This window comes from Sphingobium sp. TomTYG74, assembly GCF_055393875.1.
Map to the genome: position 1 here is coordinate 1874215 of NZ_AP027341.1, position 16991 is coordinate 1891205.

General features: G+C 61.4%; 16 protein-coding genes. 6 read left to right on the forward strand and 10 right to left on the reverse strand.

The genetic code is table 11. From position 1 onward, the window contains the following. Positions 1–29: 29 nt before the first annotated feature. On the reverse strand, positions 30–683 hold the full coding sequence (locus tag ACZ5TB_RS09415; RefSeq protein ID WP_464778202.1) for an energy transducer TonB: 654 nt from the start codon (positions 681–683) through the stop codon (positions 30–32). A gap of 267 nt (positions 684–950) precedes the next feature. On the opposite strand from ACZ5TB_RS09415, the gene ACZ5TB_RS09420 reads away from it, so the two are divergent. Further along, a complete protein-coding gene (locus ACZ5TB_RS09420; RefSeq protein ID WP_464791043.1) occupies positions 951–1790 on the forward strand; it encodes a hypothetical protein in 840 nt (279 codons plus the stop codon). A 96-nt stretch (positions 1791–1886) separates the two neighbouring features. After that, the gene (locus ACZ5TB_RS09425) at positions 1887–3191 is read left to right on the forward strand and encodes a homoserine dehydrogenase (RefSeq protein WP_464791044.1); all 1305 of its coding nucleotides are present in this window, start codon (positions 1887–1889) and stop codon (positions 3189–3191) included. 13 nt (positions 3192–3204) lie between these two features. Here the strand turns inward: ACZ5TB_RS09425 and ACZ5TB_RS09430 are convergent, their stop codons facing one another. After that, positions 3205–3513: a hypothetical protein gene (locus tag ACZ5TB_RS09430; RefSeq protein ID WP_464791045.1), complete on the reverse strand. Its 309-nt coding sequence runs from the start codon at positions 3511–3513 to the stop codon at positions 3205–3207. A gap of 157 nt (positions 3514–3670) precedes the next feature. On the opposite strand from ACZ5TB_RS09430, the gene glpX reads away from it, so the two are divergent. Next, complete coding sequence (gene glpX / locus ACZ5TB_RS09435) at positions 3671–4654, forward strand: class II fructose-bisphosphatase (protein ID WP_464778205.1); 984 nt, start codon at positions 3671–3673, stop codon at positions 4652–4654. A 72-nt stretch (positions 4655–4726) separates the two neighbouring features. On the opposite strand, the gene ACZ5TB_RS09440 is transcribed toward glpX, so the two are convergent. The 5 genes from ACZ5TB_RS09440 to ACZ5TB_RS09460 form a co-directional block, all read right to left on the reverse strand. Then, complete coding sequence (locus tag ACZ5TB_RS09440) at positions 4727–5104, reverse strand: MerC domain-containing protein (RefSeq protein ID WP_464791046.1); 378 nt, start codon at positions 5102–5104, stop codon at positions 4727–4729. A gap of 99 nt (positions 5105–5203) precedes the next feature. Then, the gene (locus ACZ5TB_RS09445) at positions 5204–6949 is read right to left on the reverse strand and encodes a sensor domain-containing diguanylate cyclase (protein WP_464791047.1); all 1746 of its coding nucleotides are present in this window, start codon (positions 6947–6949) and stop codon (positions 5204–5206) included. A 151-nt stretch (positions 6950–7100) separates the two neighbouring features. Then, the gene (gene clpS, locus ACZ5TB_RS09450; protein WP_176502233.1) at positions 7101–7469 is read right to left on the reverse strand and encodes an ATP-dependent Clp protease adapter ClpS; all 369 of its coding nucleotides are present in this window, start codon (positions 7467–7469) and stop codon (positions 7101–7103) included. Positions 7470–7613: 144 nt separating this feature from the next. Next, entirely contained in the window at positions 7614–8456 is an 843-nt protein-coding gene (locus tag ACZ5TB_RS09455) for a phasin family protein (RefSeq protein WP_464791048.1), read from the reverse strand. A 140-nt stretch (positions 8457–8596) separates the two neighbouring features. Then, positions 8597–10339: a PHA/PHB synthase family protein gene (locus ACZ5TB_RS09460; protein WP_464780011.1), complete on the reverse strand. Its 1743-nt coding sequence runs from the start codon at positions 10337–10339 to the stop codon at positions 8597–8599. Positions 10340–10480: 141 nt separating this feature from the next. Between ACZ5TB_RS09460 and ACZ5TB_RS09465 the strand changes: the two genes are divergently transcribed. From ACZ5TB_RS09465 to ACZ5TB_RS09475, 3 genes are read left to right on the forward strand one after another with little or no spacing between them, the layout of a single operon-like run. Next, positions 10481–11689 (forward strand): LL-diaminopimelate aminotransferase, encoded by a 1209-nt coding sequence (locus ACZ5TB_RS09465; protein ID WP_196224609.1) that lies wholly within the window; start codon positions 10481–10483, stop codon positions 11687–11689. Between the two features lie 24 nt (positions 11690–11713). Continuing rightward, positions 11714–12205 (forward strand): DUF2721 domain-containing protein, encoded by a 492-nt coding sequence (locus ACZ5TB_RS09470; RefSeq protein ID WP_464791049.1) that lies wholly within the window; start codon positions 11714–11716, stop codon positions 12203–12205. Then, positions 12202–12738, forward strand: a complete 537-nt coding sequence (locus ACZ5TB_RS09475; RefSeq protein ID WP_464791050.1) for a (2Fe-2S)-binding protein — start codon at positions 12202–12204, stop codon at positions 12736–12738. The genes ACZ5TB_RS09470 and ACZ5TB_RS09475 overlap by 4 nt, the downstream gene beginning before the upstream one ends. A gap of 160 nt (positions 12739–12898) precedes the next feature. Here the strand turns inward: ACZ5TB_RS09475 and ACZ5TB_RS09480 are convergent, their stop codons facing one another. The 3 genes from ACZ5TB_RS09480 to ACZ5TB_RS09490 form a co-directional block, all read right to left on the reverse strand. Further along, on the reverse strand, positions 12899–13708 hold the full coding sequence (locus ACZ5TB_RS09480) for a DODA-type extradiol aromatic ring-opening family dioxygenase (protein WP_464791051.1): 810 nt from the start codon (positions 13706–13708) through the stop codon (positions 12899–12901). Between the two features lie 69 nt (positions 13709–13777). After that, entirely contained in the window at positions 13778–16348 is a 2571-nt protein-coding gene (locus ACZ5TB_RS09485) for an HWE histidine kinase domain-containing protein (RefSeq protein WP_464791052.1), read from the reverse strand. Then, positions 16341–16826: a biliverdin-producing heme oxygenase gene (locus ACZ5TB_RS09490; protein ID WP_464791053.1), complete on the reverse strand. Its 486-nt coding sequence runs from the start codon at positions 16824–16826 to the stop codon at positions 16341–16343. The genes ACZ5TB_RS09485 and ACZ5TB_RS09490 overlap by 8 nt, the downstream gene beginning before the upstream one ends. Positions 16827–16991 lie beyond the last annotated feature (165 nt).

Below are 16991 nucleotides of genomic sequence, written 5' to 3' on the forward strand. Positions count from 1 at the left end.
CGGCAGCGGCGCCAGCCTTCCCGTTACAATTATTCAGGCAGTCGCCACGTAATGCGACCATTGTAGGTGTCGGACATAGGCCCGCCCCCGGCTGCAGTAGCGGGCTTGAACCTCGCCCGGCGCGGCAGGAGTCGGCAGGTCGCCTCATCAAGGTCGGAATGACCGGTAGAAGATGTGACCGTGCAGCTCGTGACACGGCCATCAGGTCCGATTTCAAGCCGGAAACCCGCCGTACCCGAACGTTCCTCGCGCTGGGCGCGGCTCGGATAGTCCGCATCGCTGAGCCAGCTGCCGGGCGAACTGCGCGGCGTAGCGCGCGAAGCAGGCACTGCCGGTGGTGGCGGTGGTGGCGGTGGAGCAGCAACCGGAACCGGATTGAAAACCGGCGGCGGCGTACGCACCGTCTGGATTGGCGGCGCAGGAGCCGGCGTTTGAACGATCGGCGGAGGCGCGACGACTGGCGGCGGCTCGACTGGCTGGTCTGGCGGCGGCGGCGGCGGCTCCTCATCCGGTGGCGGTGGTTCCTCCTTCACGTCGATCACGTTCAGCTGTTCCGCCGCCTTTTTGACATATTTCATGCCAAGGCCGGTAACAAAGGCATAACCCAGAACAGCGTGAATCAGGGCGACGATGACGATCGAGATCGTGCGACTCGATCCTTGCGAGTGGTCAGCATAGGCCATTCGGCAACGACACTCCTTAACTCAACTTACCATTGTTATAAGCAAACAAGCCAAAAATAGCCCTAGTTGACCAGGTCGTCCCTGGCCACCTTTGGCCCCCTTCCGCGCATTTGCTACCGCGCAAACTCCTATCGCGGCGCATCGTGGCACGCAAACGCTTTATCGACAGGATCATTTCCGATTAGCATTTTAATACAGAATGACTTGCCTGTGACAACATTGTCACGGATGACTTTAGGCAGGACGAACATGCAAAGAAAATCCTCCATGACCTTCAAAACCACAGTCGCAACATGCCTCATTTTCGCCGCATCTCCGCTGGTTTCAGCGGCCCAGCCGAGTATTGGCACAAAGTCCGCCACCCTTTCCTACGCCGATCTTGCGGATTTGGCAGACGCGGCTCCGCTGGTGGCCGTGGCACGCATCAGCAGCATTATTGCACTACCTGAAAAAACGGTCCAAAATGTGCCGACCGGTCAAAAACGGATCTTTGTCGAGGCCGAAGTCACGTCACTGATTCGCGGCGAAGGGGGAATCAGTCCACGCGTCCGCTATCTTTACGATGCGCCGCTCAATGCTCGCGGAAAGCTGCCTAAGCTGAAGAAAACCGAGGTCATCCTGTTTGCTCGCCCAGGAGGACGGCCGGGAGAAATCCAGCTGGTGGCGGGCGACGCTCAAATTCCTGCCACGGCTGCGGCGGTCGAGCAGATGAAGGTCATCCTGTCCGAACTGGTAGCTTCCAATGCACCGCCTCGCATCATAGGGCCTGGCGACGCATTCCACGTCGCAGGCACCGTTGCGGGCGAAGGCGAGACACAGATTTTCCTGCGGACGGCCACGGGCGATCCGGTGTCGCTTTCCATCCTGCGTCGCCCCGGACAGCAGCCGAAATGGGCCGTTGCCCTGGGCGAAATCGTCGATGAAGCGGCGCGGCCGCCTGCACCGGGAAGCCTTCTCTGGTATCGGCTGGCTTGCAGCCTGCCGCCCACCCTGCCGGGATCCTCGGTTCGCGCGCTCGCGCCTATCGATGCGGAGGCGGCTCGGATCGATTATGCCTTTGTCATCCAATCCCTCGGCAATTGCGGCCGCACCCGTTCCGCGCGTTGACGCCCTCGAACGCGTCGTCCTTGTCCTTTTTCTTGGACAGCGGCGCGTTGGCGGCTATCAGCGCGGCATTATATCAGCCTGAGGACAGCCACTATCATGACCAATCTTCACCGCCATGCCCCGCTGCGCGTCGCGCTTGTCGGCCTTGGCACGGTGGGCGGTGGCGTGATCCGGCTGTTACAGACAAATGCAGACCTGATCGCACGCCGCGCTGGCTGCCCGATTCAGATCGTCGCCATTTCCGCGCGTGACCGCAACAAGGACCGGGGCGTGGACCTGTCGCCCTATGAATGGGTGGACGACATGACCACCCTGCCCGGCCGCGACGATATAGATGTGGTGGTGGAGTTGATCGGGGGCGCCGACGGCCCCGCGCTCACCCTCGCCCGCCAGTGCCTTTCGGCCGGTAAGCCATTCGTTACGGCCAACAAGGCCATGCTGGCCCATCACGGCCTCGACCTCGCCACGCTGGCGGAGAAAGCCGGCATCGCCCTCAAATATGAAGCTGCTGTTGCCGGGGGCATTCCGGTCATCAAGGGCCTGCGCGAAGGCGCCGCCGCCAATGAGATCAGCCGCGTCTATGGCATCCTCAATGGCACCTGCAATTACATCCTGACCACGATGGAGAAGGAAGGGCGCGGTTTCGACGATGTGCTGAAGGAAGCGCAGGAGCTTGGCTATGCAGAAGCCGATCCCAGCTTCGACATCGACGGCGTCGATGCCGCGCACAAGCTGACCATACTCGCCAGCCTCGCCTTTGGGACGGAACTGGACTTTGGCAGTGTCGCGGTAACGGGCATCCGCCACGTCATCGCCGCTGACATCGCCGAAGCAGCGGCTATGGGTTATCGCATCCGCCTTGTCGGGATGGCGGAAAATGGGCCGGGCGGGTTGTTCCAGCGCGTTCACCCGATGCTCGTCCCCCTCGACCATCCGCTCGCTCACGTCGATGGCTCACTCAACGCCGTTGTGGCCGAAGGCAATTTCGTCGGCCGCCTCTTTTTCCAGGGGCGGGGCGCAGGCGATGGTCCCACCGCATCGGCCGTGGTCGCCGACCTGATTGACGTCGCCCGCGATGAATATGGCGATGCGCTGGCGATGCCGGTCTCGGCATTGGCGCGGCAACCGGCAGCGGACGCGGGCGCGCGGATCGGCCGTAGCTATCTGCGCTTCAAGGTACAGGACCGCCCCGGCGTCCTTGCCGAGATTGCCGCCGCGACGCGCGACGCCGGTGTGTCGATCGAAAGCATGATCCAGCGCGGTGCAAGCCATGATGACAGCGTGCTGATGGCGATCGTCACCCATGCGGGGGAAGAGCGCTGCGTCCTCGATACGCTTCGGCGGCTCTCGGGAACGGACAGCCTGCTCCAGGCTCCGATGGTCATGCATATTCTCGACTGAAAATGGCTGCCATTTAACGAGGCGCGAAGCTGCGCATCAAAGTCTCGCGCAAAGGTTCGCCAAGTTTGAACAGGCGCAGACGGGCCTGTTTTGGACAACCCATGTTACCGATTATCCGGCATGGCCGCGCGTCGAAACGATAGGCGCTCAGCTTGTTGTCCGCAGGTCTTGCGCTGCCTTCCAACGGCAGGCGGCTCGAAGCAGGCCGACCAGACATGCATAGCGTCGGCACCGCCTGGCACGGCGCTGCCTTGGCCGAGATAGGTTGAGGAGGATAAGCCGCGGGCTGAACGAGGCTGGCAGCAAGCAGCGCGGCGATCATCATTTCGACCCCTTGTCTTTGTTGGCCTTTTAACGCCACAGACGACCTTCCGTTGCATTGGCGCCGCGAAAAGCAGGCTGAGGCCGGGTGGATGGCTCGACAAGGCGGGGATGACCTCCTATCGCGCTGATCACAAAGAGACAGCAGAGGGATTATCATGGTGCAGGCTAGCTCAGTTCTCGATCGTGTCCTGGTGCTTGAGATGGTGCGCGTCACCGAAGCGGCCGCCATCGCCGCCTCGAAGCTGATTGGACGCGGCGACGAAAAAGCGGCTGACGCTGCCGCTGTCGAAGCGATGCGCATGGCATTCAACGACCTCTACATGGACGGCACCGTCGTCATCGGCGAAGGTGAGCGCGACGAAGCACCGATGCTCTACATCGGCGAGAAGGTCGGCAACGCGATCGGAACAGGCCCGAAGATCGACATTGCTCTCGATCCGCTGGAAGGGACGACGATCACGGCGAAGGCCGGTCCCAACGCGCTCGCGGTTCTCGCCATTTCGGAAGAAGGCGGCTTGCTGAACGCGCCCGACGTCTACATGGAAAAGCTGGCGATCGGCCCCGGATATCCCGATGACATCATCGACCTCAACAAGCCGGTGAGGGAGAATGTCGAAGCGGTGGCGAAGGCAAAGGGCGTCGATCCTCATGAGATCATCGTCTGCGTTCTTGACCGGCCCCGACATGAAAAGCTGATCGCGGAACTGCGCGCGATCGGATGCGGCATCATGCTGATCCCCGACGGCGACGTCGCCGGTGTGATCGCCACCACCGATCCGGAAACGAATATCGATATCTATATGGGTTCGGGCGGCGCGCCTGAAGGCGTACTGGCGTGCGCGGCACTGCGCTGCGTCGGCGGCCAGTTCAAGGGCAAGCTGCTGTTCCGCAATGACGATGAACGCGCGCGCGCGTTCAAGTGGGGCATCACCGACCTCGACAAAGTTTATGACCTTAAGGAGTTGGCAAAGGGTGACTGCATCTTCGCGGCGACCGGCGTCACCGACGGCTCCCTGCTCGCGGGCGTCAAGCGGCTGCCCGGCGGCAAGCTGACCACGGATAGCGTCGTGATGCGCGCCAGCACCGGGACGGTTCGCTGGGTCAAGGGCGAGCATCATCTGGACAGGAAGCATTTCTGACCAGAATGGGAAGGCCGGTAACGAAAAAGGGGGCACCAAGCCCCCTTTTCTATGCGCTCCAGTCAGGATGCCTCAGCGGCCAGCCCGGTGATTGAGATCGTGCCCCAGAGCCAGCGTCACCACGCCCAGCAAGGTGTAAGCGCTTTCCTGCCATCCATGATCCAACGTCAAAGCGCCCGCCATGATGCCCAGACCCAGCGAGCCGACGGCCGCTGGCATCATGAAGCCATGTTCCATCGCCCCATGCCCGAGCGCCACCGCGCCCAGCAGGATGGCGAGCACGAGCCCGACTTCGTGGAATAAAGGATTCTCAAATATCCCGCCCGCCGACGCCAGAACGCCAAGCAGCACAGCCGTGCCGATGCAATGCGCGACGCACATGCCCGACAGCGCAATCGCGATGCGATCAATGCGGCCATTTTGCAGGCAGGAGCGGATGCTGGTTGGCATGATGGCCAGTACATAGGCCAGACAAGATGAAGTTACAACATATCATCTGACAAATTCGTCAGGATCAACGATGCGTTTTCGCGAGACCGGGCAGCCGGGTCAAGCGGCAAGCCGCAGGCAATTCCGCCCGCTATTTTTGGCCCGGTAAAGTGCCTTGTCCGCTGCATCGAGCAGATCCGCCCTGCTGGCCCGTCCGTCGAGTTCGACAAGCCCTGCGCTGAAGGTAATGGCGATCGATTCGCTGCCTACGGTGCTGATCCGCTGGGCAGACACCATCTTCCGCAGCCGCTCGCACACCATGCTGGCGCGCTGGATATCGGTGCCAGTCAGAAGGATCGCGAACTCCTCTCCACCTAGCCTTCCGATGCTGTCCCCGCCACGCAAGCCAGGCCGCAGGCGTTCGACGAAGCTGGAAAGCACCTTGTCCCCCACCCCGTGGCCGTAGCGATCATTGACCGACTTGAAATGATCAATGTCGATCATCAGCAAACAGGCATTTGCGCCTCGCGCCACCCGCTTGATTTCCTGATCGAGTTTTTCGACGAAGGCCCAGCGGCTGTCGGCTCCGGTCAGCGTATCGACGGCGGCGACGCGCTGCAACGCCCTCTGCCGTGCCTTATGCCGCGACATGTCCCTGATCGTGCTGACCACTCCGATGGGAAGGCCTTGTTCATCGAGCACGGCGCGGGTGACCATCTCGCACCAATCCACCCCGTCCGTGAAAGCTGCCGGGCGGAACTCCACTGTCTGCACGTCGCCCGGCCGTGCCAGAGCACGCTGATGAGCACCGTGAACCTCCGCGCGATCCTTGGGATCGACCATGATGTCGGCCGAACGGCCGACGAGCATAGCGGGCGCGCAACCGATCTGCTCGGCCGCTGAAGGCGAAGCATATTGGATGATGCCATCAACGCTGACGTTCAACACCAGGTCGCCGCTATGTTCGGCTATGGCGCGATATCGGGCCTCGCTCGCCTGCAGCATCTGGAACAAGCGGCGGCGCCCGTTCAGTTCGGCTGCAAGCGGCATGGACAGCAGGAAACTGAAGGCAAGGAAGAACTGGAACAACTGGGTCCGTTCACCGACACTGCTGGCCACCATGTTCAGCGGCCCATGGCCCGTCATCGTCGCCGCCCCGCCGATCAAGGCGAGCAGCACGACGGCGGCCGCGGTTCCCAATGAACCAATGCGGAAGGCGATCGCGACCAGCGGCAACACCAACAGGAACAGCAGCGGGTAATGCGCGAAATAGAATATATGGACGATCACGGCCGCAAAAATGGCCAGAAGTGCCAACGCCTCCAGCTTCTGCGTGCCGGATGTCTCTCGAACCCAGGCGCGAACCTGCCCCTGCAACAGCATCGTCAGGATCGGCGTGCAGACCAGACCACCCAGCACATGGCCGCTATACCATTGTAGCCATGAAGGGCCGAAGGACACGGGCGTAAGGGTGGAGGCGACAAACGCCGCGCCGGTGGCCGCGATGATATTCGCAGGGACGCAAAGTGCGAGGATGAAGACGAGGAGCGAGCGCTTCGACCCGTCACTCAGGTGGACGGGAATGAACCGACGGCACAGTATGGCGACAATCAGTGATTCGGCGATGTTGATGAGCGCCATGGGCAGGGCTGCCCACGGCCCCATGCCAAACAATGTCGTCGACAGGACGCTGGCGATGCCGCAGGTCACGATTACACGCGGCCAATAGCGGGTTTCCGATGTCTGCAACTCCGCCATCAGCAATGCGTTGGCGGCCCATACAAAAGCCAGCCCCCCTTCGAACCGCGAGCATAACAACGCCAGGGTCGCCATCAGGAAATAGGCAATACCAGCAACCAGCGGCATCAGTCTGGAAGAAGGAGAACGGAGAATGGCAGGCATGACGCCCTCTGCCTAAGCAACCATCCTTAATATATAATAACCATGAAGACGGCCTACCAAACCAAAAGCATGGCGTTCGTCATCTCACCGCGTCGGTAGGCGTGGCTCTGGCAGTTCAAGCCTTTTCAAGCGTACATTGCAGCGGATGCTGGTTCTGCCGGGCGAAGTCCATCACCTGATTCACCTTTGTCTCCGCCACTTCATAGCTGAAAATGCCGCAAACGCCGACGCCACGTTGATGCACGTGAAGCATCACGCGGGTGGCTTCTTCCATGTCCATGCGGAAAAACTGCTGAAGGACATGCACGACGAATTCCATCGGCGTGTAGTCGTCGTTCAGCATCAATACCTTGTAGAGAGATGGCTTCTTGGTGCGGGCGCGAGTGCGCGTCGCGATGCCGACATTGGGACCGCCAGGGCCTTCACCCTGATCATCCTGGTCCCGGCCCGCCATCTTCTCCCGATATGTGCTGATGCTGCTCATGACGGGTGAGGATATGGCGATTCCGGCCCTCAAGGCAAGGGGCACAGATTGCAGGTCATCGTGCAAAGGAGGGCGGCGCACAAGAATAGCGGCCCCCACCCCAGGGTGAGAGCCGCTTCATTCTTTCTAGTCTTTTACCGCCGATCAGGCGGCGAGAGACTTTACCTTGTCCGTGACAACGGTAACCCGCGCGGTCAGCGGCTGGGCGACTTCGCCAGCCAGCTTGATCAGCGCTTCGCTGCTCTTCGCGGCTTCCTTGGTCAGCTCGTCAAAGCTGCTCGAGAAAAGCTGGCTCTGCAGCTGGAAGAATTCCGTCGGCGTCTTGACCGTCGAAAAGCTCTTGAGCGAGGCGGTCGCCTTCTCGAAGTTCTTGCGGCTGTAATCGACAGCTTCCTGGCCCAGGGTCTCAATGCCCTTGGCAGCAATCTTGCCCGATTCGACCAGCGCTTCGACATTGCCCTTGGCGATGTCGCTCAGCTCTTCGATGGCCTTGGTCGACTTTTCGACGCCAGCCTTGGCCTTCTCGTTCAGACCGGCATAGGCCGTCTCGAACTTGGCCTTGGTCTCTTCAGCGAACTTCTTTCCGGTTTCGATCACGTCGTTCATCATCTTGGTTCCTTCTGTGGCAGGCAGCATGGTGGGCTCTACCGGCCCGGCCTCGGACGACAGGCTCTTGGTTTCTTCGGCTTCGATCGCGACCTCTTCGACCAGCGGCGCTGGTGCATGAGGGGCCGGTTCAATTGCTGGCGGAGCAGCCGGTTCGGGCGCTGCATCGACCGCCGTGGTGGCGGCGACGATCGCGACCGGATCAGGCTTTGCGGCTTTAACCGCCGCCTTCTTGACCGCCACGGCCTTCCGCGCTGGCGCAGCCTTTGGGCTGACACTCACCGCTTCTTCCGCAGCCTTCAATGCTTCAGCCGCCGACAATGTAGAGCCGGGCGTCTTGGCCACTGCCTTGCGGCGAGCAGGCTTTGGAGTGACTGGCATAAAAGGTTCTCCGTTGCTGCAGTGCACAATATATAACTCGGAGCGCAAACGCAAGAATTTTTGTGCAGTGCAGCAAAAACAGAATGGCGGAGAAATCGGTCCTTGTTTTACCCGTCTGAAATCAGCCTATTTTGTGAGGCTTAGCGCTCTCTCACATAGCGGCCGGGCGCATCCTCTATCGCCTTCAGGGAACCGGCACCAGGCACGCGCCCACCGTCTTTGGCAGAGACCATCGAATCACCATGAGAGCGAATCCATTCGATCCAGTCCGGCCACCAGCTTCCCTTCGTCTCCTTCGCGTTCGCCACGAAGTCGGCCAGGCTGGCAGGCAGTTCCTCGCATGCCCAATATTGATATTTATTCGCCGCCGGAGGATTGACCACGCCCGCGATATGGCCCGACCCCGCCAGCAGGAACCGGATCGGCCCGGCGAAGTGAGAAGTAATTTTCCACACGCTTTCCGGAGGGGCGATATGATCTTCCCGTCCCGCCTGGACATAAGCGGGCGTTTTCACCTTGCTCAGATCAAGCGGCGTTCCGTCGATGGTCAGCGCACCCGGCACCACCAATTGGTTGTCCCGATAAAGCTGCGTCAGGTAATTTTTGTGCCAGCGGGCAGGAAGATTGGTGGTGTCGCCATTCCAATATAGCAGGTCAAACGGCGGATAATCCTGCCCCAGCAGGTAATTATTGACCACATAGTTCCAGATCAGGTCGCGGCCTCGCAACAGGTTGAACGTCGCGGCCATATAGCGCCCATCCAGGAAGCCCCCGGTCGAAAGCTGGTCAACCAGTTTCATCTGCTCATCATCGACGAACAGGCCAAGGTCCCCTGCCTCGGTGAAGTCCACCTGCGCCGTGAAGAAGGTCGCGCTCGCCACCTTGTCGGCTTCGCCACGTTCGGCAAGATAGGCCAGGGTCGCAGCAAGGGTGGTGCCCGCCACGCAATAACCGATCGTATGAACGCTCGGTACGCCGAGCAGTTCGCGCACGGTGTCGATCGCGTCGATCTGGCCCCGGACGATATAATCATCCCACAGCAGGTCCTTCATCGACGCATCGGCGGATTTCCAGGACAGCAGGAAGACGCTGATCCCCTGGTCGGTCGCCCATTTGACGAAGCTTTTTTCCGGTGACAGGTCGAGTATGTAGAAGCGATTGATCCACGCCGGGAAGATGACGAGGGGCGTTTCCAGCACCTTGTCCGTGGTCGGCGCATAGTGGATCAGCTGATAAAGCGGCGTTTCCTTGATCACCTTGCCGGGGGTGGTCGCGATGTTCCGGCCAAGCTCAAAGACGGTGCCGTCCGTCTGGGTCAGCTGACCTTTTTCCATGTCCGCCAGCATGTGCTGGAGGCCCTTGACCAGATTTTCGCCCCCGCTTTGCAGGGTCTTTTCCATGACGAGGGGGTTGGTCAGCGGAAAATTGCTGGGCGCCACCGCGTCCAGCATGCCGCTGGTGGCGAAACGCAGCTTTGCCTTTTGCTTGGGATCGACCCCATCGACCGCGTCCGTCAATTTCAGCAGATAGTCCGACATCAGCAGATAGCTTTGCCGGATCAGGTCGTAGAAAGGATGCTTGGTCCAGGCAGGATCGGCAAAGCGGCGATCTTTGCGCGCGGCTGGGCTTTCGGGAGGCGGCGCGTCCGGCTGGTCGCGAAGCATGCCCCCCGCGTCAAGAAAACGCTGCCACAGGGCCAGACCTTCATTGGCAAAGCCTGTCTGGATGCGCGCCACCGCATCCGGATCGAACGGCATCGCCCTCCCCGTGGCCCCGGCAGCCTGCTCCAGAATGAGCTGCTGCGCCCGGCCGACAACTTCTGTCCATTGCTGCATCTGTTCCAGCGTCGGCAGATGAGGCTCGTTGAGGTTCTGCGCTTCCATGGCCACCTTCCTCCCCTTGGCATCCTTTATGTCCGCCGCTTTCGCTGGCGTGAGCCAATCTGGCGGGCTATAGCCAGAGCGCATCGCGCGAAAGTGCGTGCAGCACTATTCCTCATGGAGACCTTTCAGGAAAGCCCTATAATGTCCGAAGAATTCTACCGCATGAAGCGCCTGCCACCCTATGTCATCGCTGAAGTCAATGCGATGCGGGCCGCCGCGCGAGCCGCGGGTGAGGACATTATCGACCTGGGCATGGGCAATCCTGATTTGCCGCCGCCCGACCATGTCATCGCCAAGCTGTGCGAAGTCGCGCAAAAACCGAGCGCCCACGGCTATTCCCAGTCGATGGGCATCCCGGGGCTTCGCAAGGCGCAGGCCAATTATTATGGCCGCCGCTTCGGCGTAGACCTGGATCCTGAGACCGAGGTCGTCGTGACCATGGGGTCGAAGGAAGGGCTTGCCAGCCTCGCGACCGCGATCACCGCGCCCGGCGACGTCGTTCTGGCGCCCAACCCCAGCTATCCGATTCACATGTTCGGCTTCATCATCGCTGGCGCGACCATTCGCTCGGTTCCGACGACGCCGGACGAAAATTACTGGAAGTCGCTGGAGCGCGCGATGGCTTTCACCGTACCGCGCCCCTCCATTCTGGTCGTCGGCTATCCCAGCAATCCCACGGCCGAAACGGTCGATCTTGCCTTTTACGAGCGGCTGGTCGCCTGGGCGAAGGAAAATAACGTCTGGGTCCTGTCCGACCTTGCTTATTCCGAGCTATATTATGACGGCAATCCGACGCCTTCGATCCTGCAGGTTCCAGGAGCCAAGGATGTCGCGGTCGAATTCACCTCGCTCAGCAAGACCTATTCGATGGCGGGATGGCGCATCGGCTTCGCGGTCGGCAACCGGAAACTGATCGCGGCGCTCAAGCGGGTAAAATCCTATCTCGATTATGGCGCATTCACACCGATCCAGGCTGCGGCCTGCGCGGCGCTCAACGGGCCGCAGGATATTGTTCAGAAGAATCGCGAACTCTATCACAAGCGTCGCGATGTGATGGTCGAGGCATTCGGCCGCGCTGGCTGGGAAATTCCGGCTCCCAAGGCGTCGATGTTCGCCTGGGCGCCGCTGCCCCCCGCGCTCAAGGACATGGGCAGCCTGGAATTTTCCAAGCAGCTCCTCACCCACGCCAAGGTCGCGGTAGCGCCCGGCGTCGGCTATGGCGAGGACGGCGAAGGCTTCGTGCGCATCGCCATGGTGGAAAATGAGCAGCGGCTGCGGCAGGCGGCACGCAACATCAAGCAGTATCTGAAGTCCATGGGCATCAACACGCCCGCCAAGGGTGCGGCCTGACGGAAGCGGCGCCGGGTTAAAGGCGTGGCACTTCACTCGACCATCCCCCTGCCCCAGGTTTCGCAGGTCGCGCAGACGATCCAGCTCGCTTTGGCGCCGGTGTTCCTGCTCGCAGGCATCGGCGCATTTCTTAACGTCTGCACGGGGCGCCTTGCCCGGATTATCGACAGGGCCAGACGTGTCGAAGAAAAGATACTCATGTCGCGCGGCAAGGAACATGACCGCATGGTGGGCGAGATCCGCGTGCTGGACCGGCGCATGAGCGTGGTCAATGTCGCGATCTTCCTTTCCGTGGCGTCCGCCTGCGCGGTCTGTCTGGTCGTCATCCTGCTGTTTGCGGGCAATTTGTTCGGCGCGCACCTTGGCACGCCCATCGCCATTCTGTTCAGTCTTGCCATGCTGCTTCAGGCGGGAGGATTCGCGACGTTCATCCAGGAAATCCGTCTGGCATCGCGCACCATCCACATCCGCAACGAAGTGCTCTATCACCAGGCGGAGGGGGAAGACGGCGCATGACCAAATTCACGGTCAATGACCGGCCAGTCCAATATCGGATGGACCCCGACACGCCGCTACTGTGGGCGCTGCGCGACGCATCCAACCTTACCGGCACCAAATATGGTTGTGGAACGGGCGATTGCGGAGCCTGCACAGTCGATATCGACGGGCAGGCGGTGCGCTCATGCCAGGTCAGCATAAGGGAAACCGAAGGGCGCTTCGTCACGACTATCGAGGCGCTGTCTCCCGATCGCGGCCACCCGTTGCAACAGGTTTTCGCGGCCGACAATGTGTCGCAGTGCGGCTATTGCATCCCCGGCGTCCTCATGGCGGCATCGGTTCTGCTGAAGCGCAACAACGATCCGAGTGACGAGGATATCGACGCCGCCATCACCAATATATGCCGTTGCGGCATCTACCCCCGCCTGCGCGGCGCCATCAAACGTGCCGGGAAGGTGATGCGCGGGGAGGAGCAAGTAGAGGCGGCCCCGCCCCCCGGCGTATCACCCGAAGAGGCTGCGCACGCAGTCCCCGCGCTCCGCCGTCCCTAGAGCTTCGTGCTTTAAATCGGCAACACCTCAATACCGTTCGCCCTGAGCTTGTCGAGCCGAAGGCCGGCGAAGCCAACGGCGCTACTTTTTTCAGGAAGAGAAGGGCTTCGACAGGCTCAGCCTGAACGGGTTGAGTGATTCAGATTAAAAGCACTCTACTCTAACCGAAACGATAGGCCGATACCGGCCATCCCCGCACAGCGTCGTCATAATCAACCTGCGCGACATCATCGCCGCCCGCGCCCAACGCCACCATCAGCGGCAGCAGATGCTCTTCACGAGGATGGGCGAAGCGCGCCTCCGGCAAGGTCTCCCACGCGGCAATACGTGCCGATCGCCGCTGCGGGTCCGGATCCGTCACCGCATCAGTCAAAGCCTCATGCCACGATAGCGACGGTGTTCGCGCTTGCGAATCCTGGACGCGCATATTGTGAAAGCTCATTCCCGATCCGATGATCACGATCCCTGCATCTCGCAACGGTTCAAGCGCGCGACCCGCCGCGATATGCGCCTGTGGGTCGAGGTCTTGTCTCAGAGACAGTTGGACCACGGGAATGTCGGCCTGTGGCCGTGCGACCTTCATCGGAATGAAGACGCCGTGGTCCCAGCCGCGTTCATGCTCCTCCGCCACGGGGAAGCCAGCGTCGCGCAGCAGTTGGGCGGCGCGGTCGGCGACGGCGGGCGCTCCGGGCGCATCCCATTTCAGGGAATAGGTATGCGGCGGGAAATTATAATAGTCGAACAGAAGGTCCGGACGATCCGCCTTGTGCACGGTAAGGACCGGCTCCTCCCAATGCGCGGACACGATCAACATGGCCTGCGGTCGTTCGGGCAGGCTCTCGACCAGTTGCGCAAGATAATCCTGCATCGTCTGCCACATCGGGTCGCTATAGGGACGACCGGGATCGGCAGGGTCCATGAAGAAGCAAGGACCGCCGCCATGCGGGATGTAAAGGCTGGGCTGTTTCATGACCGCTAGATCGCGCGCCGCCCCTCACCATGCAAGTGCGCGGCGTGAAACAGTGCGTTTCGCCGTCCCCTACGCTTCGCCAGCCTCGATAATCGGAGCGATGGCCTGCGCCAGCGTGGCGCCGGAATAGGGCTTCTTCAACAGGGTGATCCCGCTGAACCGCTCGGGCAGGTCCAGGCCATCGCCATAGCCAGTCGCGAACAAAAACCCGACGCCATTTTCCGCGAGCATGTCGGCGATCGGCAGGCTGGTTTCATTGCCCAGATTGAAATCCAGGACGGCAAAATCGATCGCATGCAGATCGATGGCTTCACGCGCCCGGCCGACGCTGGCGGCGGTGATGACTTCCGCGCCCAGGTCGCGCAGCGCATCCTCACCATCCATCGCGATGATCATATTGTCCTCGACCAGAAGGACGTTGCGCCCTTTTAGCAAGCCGGGAGCAGGCGCGGGCGCCGGCTTTGATCTTTCCCCAACGGTGACGTCCGGCAGGACCGTCACGATATGCTGGGACGGGATGCAGAAATGCGCCTCCAGCCCGGAAAGGCGATACGTAATCTCCGCCTTGCCATCCAGATCATACGGGATCGACCGTTCGATGACAGTGGAGCCGAAGCCACGGCGGGTTGGGGCGACGACGGCCGGGCCGCCGCTTTCATTCCAGTCGAGCAGCAAGCTGCCCTCCGCATCGACCCGCCAGTCGATCGCAACCGTGCCGCCATCCGACAGGGCGCCATATTTTGCGGCGTTGGTCAGCAGTTCATGAATGACCAGTGCCAGCACGGTGAACGCCGACGGCGTCAGCAGCACGTTGGGGCCGGTCTGCCTGACCCGGTCGCGCCGCTCGCCCAGATAGGCTCCGGCCTCCACCTCGATCAAATCCTGCAACCGCGCCGGTGCCCAGCGGTCAGCCGTGATCTGGTCATGAGCGCGAGCCAGTGCATGCACACGACTTTCCAACGTGGCGATGAATTCATCCACCGAACGGGCATTGTCGCGCGTCTGGGACAGCAGCCCACGGATCAGCGACAATATGTTGCGGACCCGGTGGTTCAGCTCTGCAATCAGCAGTTCCTGCTTTTCATGCGCCTTCTGCCGTTCCTCATGCGCGGAATCGGAAAGGCGCAGCACCACTTCCAGCAGAGCCGTCCGCAATGCCTCCGCGACGCGCAACTCGGCCGGGGTGAAAGGCACCGACGTACCCTTCACCAGTTGCGACCATTCCTCAAAACTCTTGCGCGGAGTCAGGCGCGGCCCATTAGGCCCATATTCGATATGCTTTTCCTGATTGCCCGCCCAGCGCACCGAACGCATCTGCTCGGTCCGGAACAGCACGACATAATCGCGCGGTCGCCGTGATAGAGGGATGGCCAACAGCCCCGCCGCGCGATCGGCATAGGCTTCTGCTTCGGGCATCACCCGGCCGAGGCAGTCGGTCGCGAACACCTGACTGGCCGCCGCACGATTGAGCATCGTGACGATCGCCGCAAAAGCGGACCTGTCCGGCGTCAAACCGGCCAGCGTCACGTCCCCGTCGATATACACGCCGACGCCATCCGCAGGCACGGTGTCGAAGATGACGTCGCCCAGCCAACGGGCGTTGGACAGCAGATCATGATCCTGGGCCACGGCGGACATAAGGCGATCGGCGACTTGCCGCGCCTTCCCTTCATAATCCGCCGTTTCCGCCCGCTCGCGGCTTTCCAGCATCATGGAGAATATCTGCCCGAACAACTCAGCCGCGCTACGCTGCGCGAAGGTCGGCAGGCGCGGGCCATAATGATGACAGGCGAACAAGCCCCACAAGCGCCCCTCGACGATGATCGAGATGGAGAGCGAGGCGCCCACGCCCATATTGCCGAGATATTCGATGTGGATCGGGGAAACCGCACGCAGCAGGCACAAGGACATATCGAGCGCCGCGCCAGTGGGATCAAGCACCGGAAGCACCGGCACCGGCTCTGCCTGCACGTCCGCGATGACGCGAAAGATATTGCGCAGGTACAGCGCCCGGGCCTGCGTCGGAATGTCCGAAGCCGGATAATGCAGCCCGAAAAAGCTGTCGATGTCCGGCCGCAGCGCTTCGGCCACGACTTCGCCGTCGCCACCATCGGCAAAGCGGTAAACCATGACACGGTCGAATCCGGTCAAGGCCCTCACCTGCCTCGCGCCATCGCGCAGGAAGGCGGCCATGCTGTCCGTTTGAGCAAGCCGTGCGACCATGGAGCGCACCATGCTGGTCGCCTCGATCTCGTCCGCGAAAGCCGGTTCGGCCTCGATCACCACCAGCGAGCCCGAAAAATGAACGGCAATGTCAAAGGGCGGAACGCCGTCGATCAACACCAGCGAAAACATCCGCTCGACCGCGTCGGGGCCACGCAGCAGCGTGATGCGGTTCCGCAGCGAATGAATGGCATCGTCCCGGAACAGGCCGCTGATCGGCTTGCCCAGCATCTGCTCAGGGGCCAGCCCTATAAACTGCTCACAATTTGCCGAGACGCGGGAAACCAGCCAGTCGGCGGTCAGCGCAACCAGAAAGCCGAAAGGCTGTATGGTGCCCGGCACATGGATCGGTTCGCGATCGCAATTGCTGATGTCGACGGCGAAGTCGGCCATCTCCTGTCCATCGCGTTCAGCCATGACTGCTCACCCGTTCCGCTGCGGCACCTGCCGCGAACAGAGCGAAGGCGGCTTGCGCTCCCTGTATCGCGTCGTCGATCCAATCCTGGCCACCGCCATCCGCCGCCTCGTCCAGCGCTTGCTGAAAGGCGACCCAGCTTCCCTGGCCGTGGACAGACTTGAGATAGGCCCGAGGCAATCCGGCAGGCACGCGCCGCTCCAGCATGGCACCACCCAGCCGCGAACCTTCCAGGGCGTAGAGCGCGCCCCATCGAAACCCTTCGCCCGCATGCGCCGTTGTTTCCAGTGGCTCCGGCAGCGTTTCGCCCAATGATGCAAGGTCTTCCATCAATTGGGGCAAGCGCGGAGAATCGGGCATCGCCAACTGTTCCAGCGGCATGAGCGCGCGTGCATGCGCTTTCAGAAAGGCACCATATTCCGTCGGGGAATCCAGTGAAAAGCCGGAAAAAAGATCATCCACCCGCTGATGGTTTTCCATCGTCGCTTTTCGGAGGGCCTGTCGAACTCGGCCGGCATTGGACGTTCTTTTCACTCGTCGTTCCTAAAGGCTGTCATCAAAACGCGCACTGATCTAGATCAGCTTTTAAGGTCGACGGTGACGGCTGGTCGATTTTCTACCGAAATAATCGATTTGCGCACGCCA